We start from the raw sequence: 15,263 nt of genomic DNA on the forward strand, positions 1-15,263 counted from the left end.
GGTGGGCGACCCGGCAGCGTCTTCGAGCGGAGGAACTGATAGGGGATGGTGCATTGACGACGTGAGAAGGGCCCACCGTAATCGGTTTTTGTGAGTGGTTCCGAAGGACTGGGGCCGGTGTGGTGACTAACTAACTAACCTGGCCCCTGAGAGCGTATTCTTGATCACGAAGTTGAAGTATGCTCAAGAAGCGCTCTCCAGCTTCGACGCCCACTAACGGCCACTTGACCGGATTCCACCAAGCGCATGGATCGACAATCGTGAATATGGAAGAGTTTCCTTTCATTCAGTTCGTCCCTCAGCCAAATGATGAGTCCATCGTTGGTAGTGCACTCGACTGTTCCGATATAACCACGAGCCGTTGGCACTTCCAGTATCACAATGTCGCCTGGGATAAGACCCTCCCACGTTTGCGGATCACATATCTCTGCCTCATTAGGTGGGAAGTCTTGCATTCGACTTCCCATTAGAGTGACTTGGCGTGTTGATGGTGGTTGTCCCTCCTCCTCGGTGCAGCACTTTTTAGCACTACTCCTTCTTCCATTCGAAGATCGGGGCGGCGTTTGCGCGGCTTCCCGACATTAGCTGCTGATATACCCGGGGGGCTTCCTCGGGTGACTTTGGTGTGGACAAAAGATCCTTCACACTGATGGCGCCGCTGGACGCAAGTCGCAGGAATGTCTCGATATCCCCAGGCGCGCGCTCAAGACGTGCGTTGACGAAGGCGCCTACCAGTTGAAGACCCTTCACGAAAGCGGCACCATAGTCGATTTCGAGCCGGCCTGCGTACCCGGTTGATAAGATAACAGTCCCTAGCGGCGCGGCAATTTGGATAGCCGTGTTGAGTCCGTTTTTGCTCGCGGACAGATCTATGACTTTCCCGATCCCGCCAGTGCTTTGAACAAACCGGGTGAGGTCTTCTTCCGCAGTTGGGTTGAGAGAATCAGTTGCTCCTGCGCGCAGGGCTTCATTCAGCCGGGACGGAAGTAAGTCGAGAGCAACAATTCTTGCAGCACCGGCGGCTTTAGCGACCTGCACAGCGAGGTTTCCAATGGGCCCTTGGCCGACGATTGCGACATCATCTGACAATCGAAGTCCGCACAGTTGAACGACGTGGACTGCGGTTTGTCCTAGGTTGAAAAAAGCAGCCTCTTGGAGCGGAAGGTTGTCGGGAACGCGGTTCAGATTTTTGGCCAGTGAGAGCATGTGTGTTGCATGAGTTCCGTAGGGCCGGCCCAGATTGTTATAGCCCGTGATGACTCGATCGCCCTCATGCCAGCCTTCGACGTCGCGGCCAACGGCCACAATTCTTCCCGCAGCCGCGTAGCCGGGGCGGAAAGGAAACGTGGTGCCGAAGATGAAGTGCGCTTCGTCGCTGCTCAGCCACTCGATTTCGGTACCGGGACTAACCAGTGAGTAGTAGTTTTCAATCAGGACTTCGCCTGCCGCCGGATCCTCTACTTCGAAATCTTCAAGGGTCACTTGGCCGGGGCCAGTCCATAAGACACCGTTTGCTTTCACTTGACTCACTTCTCCATCTGCGTAGTTGATGTTATTGGGTTTGTTCAGAAGCTCTCTGCATCTGAGGCTCTGGAATCACGCCCGATGCTGAGGCAAGAAAATACTGGGTGACTTATGGCAGCGATTCTTGAAGGTCAATTCGCCGAAGCCTGTCATCTGCATAAGGAGCCGCTGCTACTCGCGCCCTAATGCGCTTCTGGCGACCGCCCGGCTCCCCCCAGATGATTTCAACTTCCGTTCCCGGTTCACTTTGACCAACGTCCATGACAGCCAACGACAGCATTTCCCGGAAGTAGTAGCTGTACCCTCGCGATGTGGCCACACCTACTACCTGATTGCCCTGGACGACTTTGTCGTTCCACGCGAACCCGCGCTGGTCCCGGGGCATGTCCATGAAGCGGTACGGTTCTACTTCCCTATTGAAATGGGATTCATACACATCCGCTACATCCCTGGCATCCCACACCAAAGTGCGTATGGTTCGGCGGGGGGATGCCTTCTCCCGCTCGAGCGCGGCGCGTCCGACGAAGTCATGATCAAAATTAACTGTGCGGCCCCAACCCAGTTCAATCGGGCTCCTGTAGTAGTCGGCGATATCGGCGCTCTCGAAACTGCCAGTGAGGTTGAATGTTCGGGAGGCCGGCGGAAGTGATGCCAAGAACGCCTCGCGATACTCTGCCATGTCGTCGCCGAAGATAGCTGGCAAGTAGTCGACAATGATGGTCGGGAAACACGCCTCGAGGTGGTTGATAAAGACCGCACGCCCGCCAAGCTCACGAATGCCAAATTCGTTACCCGCATCCAGCAGCGCTCGACGCACCTCGTGAATATGCTCCCTGGGTCCCTGAAACTCGAAACCAATTGTGCCCGCCATGCCCTGCCGCAGGACACGCACTTCGTGGCCTGCCACCCGGGCGGGAACCGAGTGCATGAACCTAATTTCGCGGAGGCTTTGGCCTGTTGCCCTTTCGGCTGTCTCCAACGCGGTGGGGCCTGACACCTGGAGGACAAAGAGATCCAGCACCTCGGACCGAACATCCATCGAGTTGTCCTTGCTGAGGTAGTGGTCCATAAGAAAGCAGCCACGCCCGAACAACACGAACTCATCCTCGCTGATACGGAGGAGGATGCCCTCGTGAATGACCTTGCCGTCAACATTTGTATGGATTGCGTGCTTAGCCTGGCCGATACTGAATCGTTCGAATGAATTCACTGTGTACTTGGCAAAGAAATCGAGGACATCCTTGCCTGTGTATTTTCGTTCCCACATAAACGACCAATCGCCGATATAGCAGGACTCTTTCCAGGACATGCTTTCGTCAAGCCAGTCGGTATATTCCGGCTCGCCCCACCGCGAGGTGAAGTACCCGATCGGGGTTGTGCGCATGGATGAAACCTGCAAGAGAATCTCCTTCAAGGTGTTCTCACGCATGCCGACAGGGCATGCGCTGGTACGGATATCGCGCCGTCAGAGGCGGCGCAGCTTGAAAACAGTGGAGCCTCTAGATGCTCAGGCTCGGGTCCGTGTTACCGGCCAGAGGGATGTGCCACTCATCCGCCTGGCGCTCGCTGGAGACAACGCGTGATTCAAACGAATCGGGGTCAAAAATGGCCGGCTGCGGACCTGGAATGGTTCGGTCCCACACGATCCGCTCCACCAGAGGCATCGAGAAGCTGGTAGAAGTATCGACGATGCGGCGCAGTGCGGCGTGGGCACCGGCAAACTCATGGCTCGCAAACCGCCTGGCGTCCGCCAAGTTATCGAACCACATCTCCTCAACGCCTGCGTACTGCCCGCAGCCGCCAAGCTCGAACAGGGTTCCACGGAACAGTTCAGGGTTTATGGGTAGTCGAGTGTTCAGCACATACTTCTTGATAATGCCGTCCCCGTCCTCAGCGAGGGTGCGGGCGGCGACCTCGCCGTGCCACTCGCGGACAAATTCGTCGAAGTCCAAGCCGGGCTTTGCTTTGAGGAAACTGACGACCTTAATTCCCCTTTGCAGGTCCGGAGCGTCCTTGGCCACATGCCCTTCCACCAGTTCGATTACGAATTGGGAGTCTCCAAAACTGTGTGGATGCATCCGGCGCATATATTCGGCACTAAACACATCGTTCAAACTCTCGAAGTTCTCAATCCAATGGTCCGACATGCACGACCAGCCCTGGGGCGCGGTGGGGATCCTTAGGTCTTCGTCGGAAGCGCCCGCCAAACTCCGATGTTGGGCGTAGCGATGGAAGGTCCGAACGACCGACTCCGTTGTCAACATGAGTGCAGGGTGTATCACGCCCCACTCGTAGTCGAACATCGCCGGATCCCCGCCCGGCTTCGGTCGGGTCGTGAGCATGAACTTGATCATTTGCGTCTCCTCATTGAGTCGTTCGATGTTTGCGGTAAAGCTGATATCAGTGGGGGGCGGATCGCTGATGCGTTGGGCGGATCAACTGCAGCCGACGTTTGGCGGTCCCTGTCATGTGGGCGGGTGTCCATTCGAACCCGTGATCTGCTGTGCACCTGACGTCATTCACGTCGGGGAGTTGTTGAAGAGCCTCCTGAACCGCCTGCATCATTGGAGCAGCGTTCCAGCAGATTGGTGACGTCAGTCGAAGCTCAACTTCCACAACTCCTGCCCCGGTTCGCTCGGCGCGACGGACCAATCCCATGTGCACCAAACTCAAGGGGGCGCCTGTGGCTGCACTGCAGGGATCGATCACCGTGGAAAGGGCTGCCGCAATGTCAGGCTCGAGGGTAGGGCGGTCGAGATCTTCTCCGTGCCATCGATCGAGGCTATTCATTGTGGCCGGCCGACTGCGTGGTTGAATAAGGCTGGGCCAGGTTGGCCCCCTTCAGTAGGGCGAACTCATCATTTTTGATCCGTTCCATGCGCGTTTCCAGGTCGATTCCAAGCAATCGCGCGTAGTTAAGGCTGAGCACTTTCGCCTTCATCTCCCGCGAGAACTCAGGCAGGCCATAGCGTTCCATGACATCCTGGTCGAACTGGAAGTCCCAGAACCCTTCCAAAAGGGGTTGAGGATGAAATGCCATTGCCCCGGTTCCCCATACAATTTTTTCCACGGCCATGGGTCCACCAACCTGCAGGAGTCCTGCCATAGCGTACTGGAACGCCTTCGGCTTGGAATAGGCCAGAGCGCCGGTGATCTCGAGGTTGACGAACACATTTTGGAATCGGGCAATTTGCCAAGCTGTCTCTTCCAGGAAGGCGGAACCGCCGTGAACGATCTCGAATTGCAGGCCAGGGAATGCGATCGCCGCCCTGTCGATATCGTCAACGCGGTAGGTGTCCAGTGGGTAGGGTCCCAACGGTACCGCCTTGTGGATCGCGACAACTTTCGTGCCGCGCTTAAGAGCGTGTTCAAAGAGGGGAAAGGCGATCTCGGGATCATCCATTTTCCACCCCAGCACTTCCTCGTCCCGCCAGCTGTTCGGATACAGCTTCAAACCCGGCGGGCCATCGAGCATTTCGAACTGACGATCAAACTCATCAATGGCAGCCTGTCCCGCCATGGGGTCGACGCCGCTGTAGACAAGGAACCGATCGGGCCACCTGTCGAGGGCCTCTTTGGTTTTCTCCAGCGATGCCATGCCGTCCTTAAAGGCAGCAACGGGCAGTACATGGTGCGTGGCCAAATCAGTGTCGCTCTCGGCGAACACCATGTTCGCCGTTTCTTCCATGGACCAGTCCCGGATGTACTGCTCGCGTGGCAGGCGGTAGCCCGGTTTTGATCCGAAATAGCAGGCTCCGGTTACCAGTTCCGTCGACGGGCTTCCCCACTGATTGGCATAATTGCTGGGATCCAAGTTGTAAGCGTGGACCACCGCGTCGATAACGGGAATATTGTCAATCATCTTCTTCTCCTGAACGATCGGACGGTTACTCTTAACTGAGTATCCGCGGCCCACGTGATGGATGTCGACGTCGATTCCTGTTCCAATTGTTAACGTCCCATTAACGGTCGAAGGAGACCCATGGAACCAACCCTCAGTGCGTTGAAGGCATTCGTCGCAGTGGCGGAACGACAGCACTTCGCCCGGGCAGCAAGGGACTTATTCCTCACACCGCCGGCGTTGAGCCAACAGATTGCCCGGCTGGAAAAACAATTAGGGACGCTTCTCTTCGACCGGTCGTCCCGAAACGTCGAACTGACCCCCGCCGGTATCAGCCTGCTGCCGCTGGCACGGGACGTTGTAAACTCCAACCTGCGCCTGACAAATTGGAGACGGAAGCTCAGCTCCCCCCATATCCGACTTGGCTTCTCCAACATCGGGCCGCCCGACTTCACCGCCGCGCTCCTGGACACGGTAGCGGAACAGTGCCCGGACCTTTCCGTGGACTTCCAATATGCCCATCGTGACGAAATTACTGAGATGCTGGCTTCGGGCACTCTCGACGTGGGCTTCTTTTGGGGTCCGGTCGCCGTTCCCGGCCTGGAAACCCGCACGCTTGTGTCTGAGCCCCGGGTGCTGGTGCTAAACGAGCGTAGCGCTCTTGCCCTGGACGAAGAGGTGGACATCATGCAACTCTCAGAGCTTGTGATGGTTGCCCCTCGATCAGAGGACCGTGCCTTCGTTGCTTGGTCGCTTGAAGACCCAAGACCCGACGGCACACGGCCACGAGTCGGCTCAAGTGCCGAGAATCTTGAAGAGACCCTTGCCCTGGTCGCCGCAACTGAGGCTGGCGCATTCCTGCCTCTCAGCGTTGCGATGGGCTTTCATCACAGGAGGGTCGCACGCCGCCAGGTTCGCAATTTGAGTCGTAGTCAGTTCAGCATCGGCTATGCCGCCAGTGGTCTCCATGAACCGGCTGCAGGGTTCGTCGAGATTGCCGTTGCGACAGCTTTGGATCACGGCCTCCCCACGTCGGACGCTTAGTCACCAACCCGCCGTTAATCAGCTCTCGCAGCGGCCAACTGACTGACGGACGACGTGCTTCAGGGTTATTTGCCGGTTTCGTAACCGAACGAAATGAGCCTAAAAGACGACGGTGTGATTGCCGTGGGTGATGACGCGGTCTTCCGCATGCCATTGCACAGCCCTGGCAAGAACGGCTCGCTCAACGTCGGCACCCCGTCGCTGGAGATCAGCGGCTGTCATCGCGTGTGTAACCCGCGTGACGTCTTGCTCGATAATTGGCCCCTCGTCGAGGTCCTTAGTGACGTAGTGGGAAGTCGCGCCAATGAGCTTGACACCGCGTTCCTTGGCCTTTCGGTAGGGTGCTGCACCAATGAATGCCGGTAGGAATGAGTGGTGGATATTAATGACGGGCACGCCGATAATGTCCAAGAAATCGCTGGAAAGGATCTGCATGTAGCGGGCAAGGACGACGAAGTCCGCGTTTCCCGCCAGCAGTTCTGCGATTTTAGCCTCTGCTGCGGATTTGTTTGCCCCGAGAGAAGGCACATGGAAAAATGGGATGCCGAAGGAGCGGACGTCTTCGGCGGAATTCGTGTGGTTGGAAATCACCATAGAGATCGTGACGGGCAACTCGCCCCTGCGGTGCCGCCATAGAAGTTCCAGGAGGCAGTGATCCGACTTAGAGGCGAGTATCACCATGCGTTTCGGAGTCGATTGGTCAGTCAGGCGCCACTGCATCCGGAAAGGCGCCAGAGTATCCTCCAAGTCCGACTCGATCTCAGGGATCGCACCTTGGAGATCTGGACGGTGGAACACCACCCGCTGGAAGTATGCCCCTCCTTCGGGGTTATCTGAATATTGGTCGAGGGTTACAATATTTCCCTTGTTGCGGGTGACAAGGGCGGTCACAGCCGCTACGAGTCCATACTGGTCGGGGCCGTGGACAATCAGGCAGGCGTGATCGCGCAGCGCTTCGGTTCGTGTAGTCACAACTCATCTCCTTCACTTGTTATTTCCCGTATGTAGGGGACTCTGCAAGTCGAGCCCCGACGAGATTTCAGTGGACGCCTTTGTCGCGGGCATCAAAGAGACGCACGCGATAACTGACTGACGCGGCCGCTAGGCGGACGCTTGACCACTAGGCGGACATAACTAAGATAATGTCCCGATGATCAGAATCAAAGCCCCTGCTCCGTCTCAACACCGGCGCAATCGGCTCCCTCAATGCCTTGCGAATCCGGGTCGGGTGGTCGGGCGGAACAACTGTAGTTGCATTTGCGGACAGTTTTCCGCCTGGCGGACACCTGTTAGACTCGCCAAATCCGGTAGCTTAGGGCGCCGGTTGCACCCCGAGAGGGAGAGGAATGGGTAAGATTTTCACCTCGAATCAGCCGGCAGGCGAGTTCCCAGTGGGACGGCCCCACGTCGTCGAGATAAAGGAAGTCATTGAGAGTTGGGCGTTGGCGCGAGATACCGGGGACTGGAAACGGCTTCTCTCGGCTTGGCATGAGGGCGGCACCATCGTCACTACATGGTTCGAAGGATCAGCGCAGGACTTTGTCGCCGCGTCGCAACGTTCCTGGGAGTCCGGTGCACGCGCGTTCCATTCACTCGGAGGGTGCACTGTCGACATTAGTGGTGACCGGGCTCTAGCGCAGACACGGATGAGCATAAACGTCCGCGGATATGTCGGGGAGGACGAAGTTGACGTCACCAGCGCTGGCCGCTTTTATGATTTTTTTGAACGTCGAAACAACCTTTGGCTAATTGTGCATCGCCGGGCGTTCTACGACCGCGATCGCCTTGACCCGGTAGTTCCGGGCACAGTTGTCCAACTCGACGCCGAGGTCCTTGCCCAGTGGCCGGAGGGCTACCGCCACCTTGCGTATATCCAATCCGCAGCAGGTGCACAACCGCCCGCAGACCTTCCTGGCCTGCGCGGCCCCGCGGCTCGACGGCTCCTGGAAGAGGGGACCCGGTGGCTCCAGGGCTAGTCGCGTCTTGCCATAAAACATTTAAGTGAAGGACAGAACGAACTATGAACACAGAAATCCGCAGCCGATACGTCATGGTCGACGGGATCAAAACACATTTCCTGGAAGCGGGCGACGGCGAGGAAGTCGTTGTCCTGCTTCATGGCGGGGCCTTCGGCGAGGATGCGAGAGCGAGCTGGGAGCCGAACATCCCTGCGCTTGCGCAGAACTACAGGGTAATTGCTCCTGATTGGCTTGGATTTGGCGGAACTGACAAAATCAGAGACTTCGTCTCGGGATCGGGCCGGATGTTGTCACATATGACTCGATTTCTAGAAATTATGTGTATTGAGTCTGCGCACTTCGGCGGAATGTCCATGGGGGGCACGATGTTGCTGCGGGCCATTGCCACCGGGCGCCCCCAGTGGCCCGCGCGATCCGTGTTTGTAGCGTCCGGAGGGGGCTTTGTTCCCGCGAACGCCGCCCGAGAGGTACTCGTCAACTACGACCAAACCCTTGAGGGCATGCGCCGCCTGGTTGCGACCGCCTACGCAGATCCGTCGTGGGCAGCTGACGATAAATTTGTGCGAACACGTTGGGAGAACTCACTGCGGCCGGGCGCCTGGGAAACGATCGCCGCAGCACGGTTCAAGGCTCCTCATGTTCCGGAACGTTCGGATTTTGGCAACGCCGACGAAACCCCGTATGAACGGATCGAAGTTCCGGTGCTGTACACGGCTGGGGCTCTTGATCCGCTGCGTGAACGCGGCTATACGCTTGAACTCGCTCGGCGAACTCCGAATGGAAAGACCGTGGAGTTCGAGAACTGTGGTCATGTCGTCAACGTGGAGGCCCCAATGCAGTGGAACGCGTTAGTGTTAGATTTCTTGAATTCGATTTAGCATCGCCTACAACCACTGCATGGCCGTATACGGCGCGTTCAGGGTTTCAGTGACTCCGTGGGACGGGACTGCCAGAGGGCCCAGTCCCTACTCGTTGCGTCGGCGGCGGTTTGGAGCATAGGCAGGTACTCACCAGTCAGCTTCTCGATGCTTGTTTCCTGCGCGTGGACGGTTACATTCATGGAAGCTCTGGTGATGCCTTCATGGTCCCGGACGCCCACCGAGATGGATCGCACCCCAGGGGCAAGCTCCTCGTCGGCGAGCGCCCAACCCTGCTCGCGCACGCCTCGGAGAACTTCGTGAAGATGTTCGGCAGAAAAGCCCGTTGGGGCAGCTACGTCCGAGCGCGTCGGCTGGGCGAGCCTGGAAACGACGTCGTTCTCAGGCAGCTCAGCCAGAAGGACTTTGCCCTGCGAAGTGAGCATCGCGGGGAATCGCGTGCCGACATCCACGCGCAGGGCAATCAGCTTCGGAACAGCCACCCTGGCGACGTAGATAATGTCTGAGCCTTCAAGCTGTGCCATCGAAGAAGACTCACCAGTTTGCCGCACCAGACGTTCCATATGCGGCCGGGCCATTTCCCACAGCCCCAAGGCCCCGACGTAAGCCATTCCCAAATCCAGCACCTTAGGCATCAAGGTGTATGACCCTTCGGTAGCGCGGACATATCCAAGCTCCTCCAAGGTCAGCAGGATTCTACGAGCCGTAGGACGAGCCAAGTCTGCAGCTTGGGCAACCTGGCTCAGGCTCATAGCGGGCTGTCCAGCCGAGAAGCTGCGCAGGACGTCCAGACCCCTCGCCAGCGCCTCGATGAAATCGGGGCCCTTTCCCCGTTGCGTCATGCGTTCCTCTATCTCTCGGTTGAAGATCTTGACACGTGCGCTCAAGAGTCCCATTCTATAAGTACACCCACCCTTTCGGACAACTGTCCGCCCCACGGACACGCGCTCGAGACTGAAAGGAAACTCTTGACTCAATCTGCACCGAATGAAAATGCCTGTCGGAAGCTCCCGCTCGACGGCGTCGTCATCGCCGATTTCTCCCGGGTTCTCGCGGGACCCTATGCCACGATGCTGCTGGGCGATATGGGGGCCGAGGTCATCAAGGTCGAGAGTCCTGCTGGGGATGACACCCGTTCCTGGGTCCCTCCGGTCCGTCCCGATGGCGTCTCGACTTACTATGCGGCTATCAATCGCAACAAGAAGTCCATCGTCCTCGACTTTAAGAACGTAGAAAACCTGACGGTGGCGCAAGCCCTCGCTGCACGGGCGGATGTGGTCATTGAAAACTTCAAGCCTGGAGGGTTGGAGCGCTTCAAACTTGACTACGGCAGTGTGAAGGAGAACAACGAGACCGTCATTTATTGCTCGATCAGCGGTTTCGGCACAGCCGAGGGTTCCACGCTGCCCGGTTACGACCTGATCGTCCAGGCGATGTCCGGCCTGATGAGCCTTACTGGCGGCCCTGAGGGTTCCCCATACCGGGCAGGACTCAGCGTGTTCGATGTCATGGCAGGACTGCACTCAGCCATCGGTATCCTCGCCGCGCTTCGGCACCGTGACTTGACGGGCGAAGGGCAAAGCATCGAAACGTCCCTGATGGCCTCGGCCATGTCCGGGCTGGTGAATCAAACTTCGGCTTACGTTGCAGGCGGCGTGACCCCACACCGGATGGGTAACGCCCACCCAAGTCTTTTTCCTTATGAGCCCTTGCCCACTTCCGACGACGATCTTATAGTTGCCGCCGGCAACAACGCCCAGTTCCGCAAATTGTGCGCGGTGCTGGGCGTCCCGGAACTGGCTGACGATCCCCGGTTCGCGGAAAACAAGAACCGCACCGAACGTCGCGAAGAGCTTCGTCCGCTGCTCGCCGACCGGCTCAGTACCCGGTCGGCGGGGTACTGGTTCGACAAGCTCAATGAGGCCGGTGTCCCCAATGGTCCCATCAACAGCATCAAGCAAGGTGTCGAGTACGCCGAGAAGCTTGGCCTGGAACCCGTTGTCCAGGTAGGGCGAGCCGGCCGCACCGTACCCGGGGTGCGAAACCCCATCACGTTCTCCTCGACCCCGCTCCGATACGATCTCGCACCGCCGATGCTGGGTGAACACTCGGATGAAGTCCGCGCCTGGCTCGCTGCACCCGCCCAGTCGTCACAGCACTGAAAGAACGGTCATGAACATCCCGCCCGAAATCGAAACCACCACTTTCCCCACATCCCTTGGCACATCTTCCGCGACCGAGATCCGGCTTCTGGGCCAGGACCTGGCCCAGGACCTGATGGGTAAGGTCAGCTTTGGGGAGCTCTCGTTCTGGCTCGTAGCCATGCGCCGTCCCACCGCAGCGGAGCTGCGGGTCTTTGAATCAGTCCTCGTTGCATTGGCCGACCACGGTTTTACTCCCACTGCCATTGCCGCCCGGCTGACCTACCTCAGCGCCCCGGACTCACTCCAAGGGGCAATGGCTGCCGGTCTGCTCGGCGGGGGCTCCCGCTTTCTGGGTGTCACAGAGGACTGCGCCCAGTTCCTCGCCAGTGTCCTTGCAGCACACGATGGAGAGCTTCCCGCCACGGAGACCGGCTGGGACCAGGTGGCGCTGGAAGCCATTCGGACGCAACGGGCCGCCGGGAAGTTTGTGCCTGGCCTTGGCCATCCGAACCACAAAGACGGCGACCCGCGCACCCCGGTTTTGATCGGCATCGCTGAACAAGAAGGACTGCGCGGGCCCCACCTGCGGCTCTTCGAAGCGGTCGGAAGAATGAGCGAAGAGGCACTGGGGCGAAAGCTTCCTCTGAACGGTGCCGGCGTCTGCGGCGCCGCATTGGCGGACCTCGGCCTTCCCCCGGAGCTACTGCGCGGATTTGCGCTGCTCGCCCGGGCAGCGGGATTGCTCGGCCAGATCGCCGAGGAACGCCGAAACCCGGTCGCTAACGACGTCTACATGACGGTGGACCGCAATGCGGTCTACAAAAGCCCCGACCAAGAGTAACCATAATGCACAATCCGCTGCCAGCGACGGCAGAAGACTTCTAGGAGAGCACCATGGCGGAACTGACAGCCGTTTTGGCCAGCACGCACCACCCGTTCTATCTGAAAGCAACCACCGCACCGCCCCAGGAGCGGATGCCACAGGCGGACGAGTGGAAACGGAAAGTCGAGGCCTACCGCGCGACACTCACAGCTGCTGAGCCGGACATTCTGGTCATGGTCGGCGCCGACCACTTCCACCAGTTCTTTCTGGACAACTACCCCACCTTCCTGATCGGCAAGCAGGAAAAATACGATGCGACGTTCTACAACGAAGAGCGCGAATTCGGGATCCCGAAGTACGTCCTCGACGGCGACGTCAAGCTCGCAAACTTCATGCACCAAAGCCTCCTAGACGAGGGCTTCGATTTCTCCTTCAGCCATGAACTGAAGATTGATCACTCCATCATCTGCCCCATCATCACCGTCCGGCCGGACGCCGACCTGCCGATAGTGCCCATCTACACGAACATCTTTGCCCCGCCGCTGCCGTCGCCCAAACGGTTTTGGGATCTAGGCCGTGCCATTCGCAAGATCATCGAGGCATACCCGTCCGATAAAAAGATTGCGGCCATCGGAACCGGCCACCTGTCCCTGGAGTTGGGCGGGCCGCGGATGTTCGGCGAGCACGGCCCCGATCCTGAGTTCGACGCCCAGGCCATCGAGTGGCTCTCCACCGGCAACATCGAAGCCATCCTGGACAACGTCACCCACGAATCGATGTCCGGTTCGGGCAACGCCACCCACGGCTTCATGGACCTTATCCTCATGATGGGCATCGCCGGCCCCGAGTCAGCCGACTACGTCGACCAACTTGACCTTTACCACACGCGCGAAATGTTCATGACTTGGTATCCCAACAAGAACGAAAAAATGGCCGAGACGGCAACCCGCTCAGCGGCAGAAGCTGGAGCTGTCACCGGACCGGTGTACGCGGACAAGGCAGGAGCAACAGCATGAGCAAGTACTACGTGAACAAGTTCCTCTACACCGTCGACCGCGACCCCGAATGGGTCTCACGCTACAAGCTAGACCCCCAAGGAACCCTCGACCGGTGGGAACAGGAAGTCGGAGGGTGGCTCAACTCTGCGGAAAAAACCTCCTGGCTCTCCTTCACGGAAGAAGAACGCCAGGCTCTGATCTGTTACGACTACGAATGGCTCTTTGCTAGCGGGGCGCACTTCTTCCTGTATCTGACCCTGTTTATTGGCGTCTTCGAGGAAGACTGGACAAAGGAAAAGGGCCCCCTGTCCTACCAGCTCGAATGGGCCCGCCGCCTTGAACCCTGGACAGGCAAGAAATACCCAACCGTCGCCCTTTAGTTTGCCCGTGGGGGTGGAGTAGCTGAAAAGAGTGTGTCTCCTTTCAGCGTTCGTGGCGTTTTTCCGGCTTCCAGAATTCAGAATTGCTCAACCGGCCGGTACCAAGCTACAAAGTCGAAGTTCGCTTGGCGGTCCGGCTCTAATGTGCCAGCTTCGTCGACTGGGCGTGACGGATGGTCATGAGATTGCGGTTCTTCATGAGAACTACGAAACGTGTGCGGACGCCAACCATGCTAACTGTTGAGGTTGGCGAGGCGCTCGGGGCTGAGGAGTTCCTGGAGCTGTGTGTTGGTGAGGAGTCCGTGTTCCAGGACGAGTTCGGCCACGCCCTTGCCGGTTGCCAGTGCTTCCTTGGCGATGGCGGTGGCGGTGGCGTAGCCCAGATGGGGATTGAGGGCTGTGACCAGGCCGATTGACTGCTCCACTGTGCGGCGCAGGTGCTCGGTGTTCGCGGTGATGCCCCGGATGCAGCGCGCCGTCAGGGTGCGGCAGGCGGCTTCCAGGTGGGAGATGCTCTTGTGGAGGCTGTGGACGATGACCGGCTCGAACGCGTTCAGCTGGAGCTGCCCGGCTTCGGCCGCCATAGTGATGGTGACGTCGTTGCCGATGACCTCGTAGGCCACCTGGCTGACCACTTCCGGGATCACCGGGTTGATCTTGCCGGGCATGATGGACGAGCCGGACTGGACAGCCGGCAGGTTGATTTCGCCGAAGCCGGCGCGCGGTCCGGAGGAGAGCAGGCGCAGGTCGTTGCAGATCTTGGAGAGCTTCACGGCCACCCGCTTGAGCACGCCGGACAGGTGCACGAAGGCGCCAACGTCCTGGGTCGCTTCGATCAGGTCCGGCGCGGTCACCAGCGGCAGGCCGGTCACTTCGGCGAGGTGCCGGCAGGCAGCTTCCGCATAGCCCGCGGGTGCATTCAGGCCGGTGCCGATGGCGGTGGCGCCCAGGTTGATCTCGTGGATGAGCAGATCTGCTTCAGCCAGGCGGAGCCGGTCCTCGCCGATGGTGATGGCGTAGCTGCCGAACTCCTGCCCCAGCGTCATGGGCACCGCGTCCTGCAGCTGCGTGCGGCCCATCTTCACCACCGTGCGGAATTCCAGCGCCTTAGCTGCGCAGGCCTCTTCCAGTTCAGCCAGGGCATCCAGCAGTTCCCGCGCGGCGAAGATGGTGCCCAGCTTCACCGCGGTGGGGTAGACATCGTTGGTGGACTGGCTGAGGTTCACATGGTCGTTGGGGTGCAGGCGGGCGTAGTCGCCCTTGGGGTGGCCAAGGATTTCGAGGGCGCGGTTGGCAATGACCTCGTTGGCGTTCATGTTCGACGACGTCCCGGCACCGCCCTGGATGACGTCCACCACGAACTGGTCGGCGAGTTTGCCGTCGAGCACGTCCTGGCAGGCCTGCTCGATGGCGTCCGAGCGCTCGGCATCCAGCAGGCCCAGTTCCCGGTTGGTGCGGGCGGCGGCCAGCTTGACCGCAGCGAGGCCGCGGACCAGGTGCATGTTGGATGACAGCTTCTGGCCGGTGATGGGGAAGTTCTCCACGGCCCGGAGCGTGTGCACACCCCAGTAGGCCTCGGCGGGGATATCGCGGTCGCCGAGCAGGTCGTGCTCGGACCGGACGTTGGGCATAGTGGGGGCAGAGGTGATCAC

14 protein-coding genes and 1 pseudogene are annotated in these 15,263 nt (G+C 59.1%); 7 read left to right on the forward strand and 8 right to left on the reverse strand.

The window, feature by feature from the left end:
• Positions 1-528 precede the first annotated feature (528 nt).
• The 5 genes from AC6CHP_RS19755 to AC6CHP_RS19775 form a co-directional block, all read right to left on the reverse strand.
• A complete protein-coding gene (locus tag AC6CHP_RS19755) occupies positions 529-1,482 on the reverse strand; it encodes a zinc-dependent alcohol dehydrogenase (protein WP_498231759.1) in 954 nt (317 codons plus the stop codon).
• Between the two features lie 151 nt (positions 1,483-1,633).
• Positions 1,634-2,953, reverse strand: a complete 1,320-nt coding sequence (locus AC6CHP_RS19760) for a glycine cleavage T C-terminal barrel domain-containing protein (protein ID WP_498231761.1) — start codon at positions 2,951-2,953, stop codon at positions 1,634-1,636.
• A gap of 70 nt (positions 2,954-3,023) precedes the next feature.
• On the reverse strand, positions 3,024-3,878 hold the full coding sequence (locus AC6CHP_RS19765) for an EthD domain-containing protein (RefSeq protein ID WP_498231763.1): 855 nt from the start codon (positions 3,876-3,878) through the stop codon (positions 3,024-3,026).
• A gap of 46 nt (positions 3,879-3,924) precedes the next feature.
• Positions 3,925-4,314 carry a metal-sulfur cluster assembly factor gene (locus AC6CHP_RS19770; protein ID WP_498231765.1) on the reverse strand — a complete coding sequence of 130 codons (390 nt, stop codon included), beginning with the start codon at positions 4,312-4,314 and terminating at the stop codon, positions 3,925-3,927.
• Positions 4,307-5,386 (reverse strand): amidohydrolase family protein, encoded by a 1,080-nt coding sequence (locus AC6CHP_RS19775; RefSeq protein WP_498231767.1) that lies wholly within the window; start codon positions 5,384-5,386, stop codon positions 4,307-4,309. The genes AC6CHP_RS19770 and AC6CHP_RS19775 overlap by 8 nt, the downstream gene beginning before the upstream one ends.
• Before the next feature lie 120 nt (positions 5,387-5,506).
• Here AC6CHP_RS19775 and AC6CHP_RS19780 point away from each other — a divergent pair, with 120 nt between their 5' ends.
• The gene (locus AC6CHP_RS19780; protein WP_498231769.1) at positions 5,507-6,409 is read left to right on the forward strand and encodes a LysR family transcriptional regulator; all 903 of its coding nucleotides are present in this window, start codon (positions 5,507-5,509) and stop codon (positions 6,407-6,409) included.
• 99 nt (positions 6,410-6,508) lie between these two features.
• On the opposite strand, the gene purU is transcribed toward AC6CHP_RS19780, so the two are convergent.
• A complete protein-coding gene (gene purU, locus AC6CHP_RS19785) occupies positions 6,509-7,381 on the reverse strand; it encodes a formyltetrahydrofolate deformylase (protein WP_498231771.1) in 873 nt (290 codons plus the stop codon).
• 374 nt (positions 7,382-7,755) lie between these two features.
• Here purU and AC6CHP_RS19790 point away from each other — a divergent pair.
• A pseudogene (locus AC6CHP_RS19790) lies at positions 7,756-8,112 on the forward strand (nuclear transport factor 2 family protein); the annotation flags it as partial.
• Positions 8,113-8,429: 317 nt separating this feature from the next.
• On the forward strand, positions 8,430-9,266 hold the full coding sequence (locus AC6CHP_RS19795) for an alpha/beta fold hydrolase (RefSeq protein ID WP_498231773.1): 837 nt from the start codon (positions 8,430-8,432) through the stop codon (positions 9,264-9,266).
• Positions 9,267-9,304: 38 nt separating this feature from the next.
• Here the strand turns inward: AC6CHP_RS19795 and AC6CHP_RS19800 are convergent, their stop codons facing one another.
• Positions 9,305-10,153, reverse strand: a complete 849-nt coding sequence (locus AC6CHP_RS19800; protein WP_498231775.1) for an IclR family transcriptional regulator domain-containing protein — start codon at positions 10,151-10,153, stop codon at positions 9,305-9,307.
• A gap of 81 nt (positions 10,154-10,234) precedes the next feature.
• Between AC6CHP_RS19800 and AC6CHP_RS19805 the strand changes: the two genes are divergently transcribed.
• The 4 genes from AC6CHP_RS19805 to AC6CHP_RS19820 are packed head-to-tail and all read left to right on the forward strand — an operon-like array spanning position 10,235 to position 13,611.
• The gene (locus AC6CHP_RS19805) at positions 10,235-11,428 is read left to right on the forward strand and encodes a CaiB/BaiF CoA transferase family protein (RefSeq protein WP_498231777.1); all 1,194 of its coding nucleotides are present in this window, start codon (positions 10,235-10,237) and stop codon (positions 11,426-11,428) included.
• A gap of 10 nt (positions 11,429-11,438) precedes the next feature.
• Positions 11,439-12,251, forward strand: coding sequence for a citryl-CoA lyase (locus AC6CHP_RS19810; protein WP_498231779.1), 813 nt, complete (start codon positions 11,439-11,441; stop codon positions 12,249-12,251).
• A 53-nt stretch (positions 12,252-12,304) separates the two neighbouring features.
• Entirely contained in the window at positions 12,305-13,249 is a 945-nt protein-coding gene (locus tag AC6CHP_RS19815; RefSeq protein ID WP_498231781.1) for a DODA-type extradiol aromatic ring-opening family dioxygenase, read from the forward strand.
• Entirely contained in the window at positions 13,246-13,611 is a 366-nt protein-coding gene (locus AC6CHP_RS19820) for a hypothetical protein (RefSeq protein ID WP_498231783.1), read from the forward strand. The genes AC6CHP_RS19815 and AC6CHP_RS19820 overlap by 4 nt, the downstream gene beginning before the upstream one ends.
• Positions 13,612-13,844: 233 nt before the next feature.
• Here AC6CHP_RS19820 and AC6CHP_RS19825 read toward each other — a convergent pair whose 3' ends face one another.
• Positions 13,845-15,242 carry an aspartate ammonia-lyase gene (locus AC6CHP_RS19825; RefSeq protein ID WP_498231839.1) on the reverse strand — a complete coding sequence of 466 codons (1,398 nt, stop codon included), beginning with the start codon at positions 15,240-15,242 and terminating at the stop codon, positions 13,845-13,847.
• Positions 15,243-15,263 lie beyond the last annotated feature (21 nt).

Source organism: Pseudarthrobacter sp. GQ63 (genome assembly GCF_059758765.1).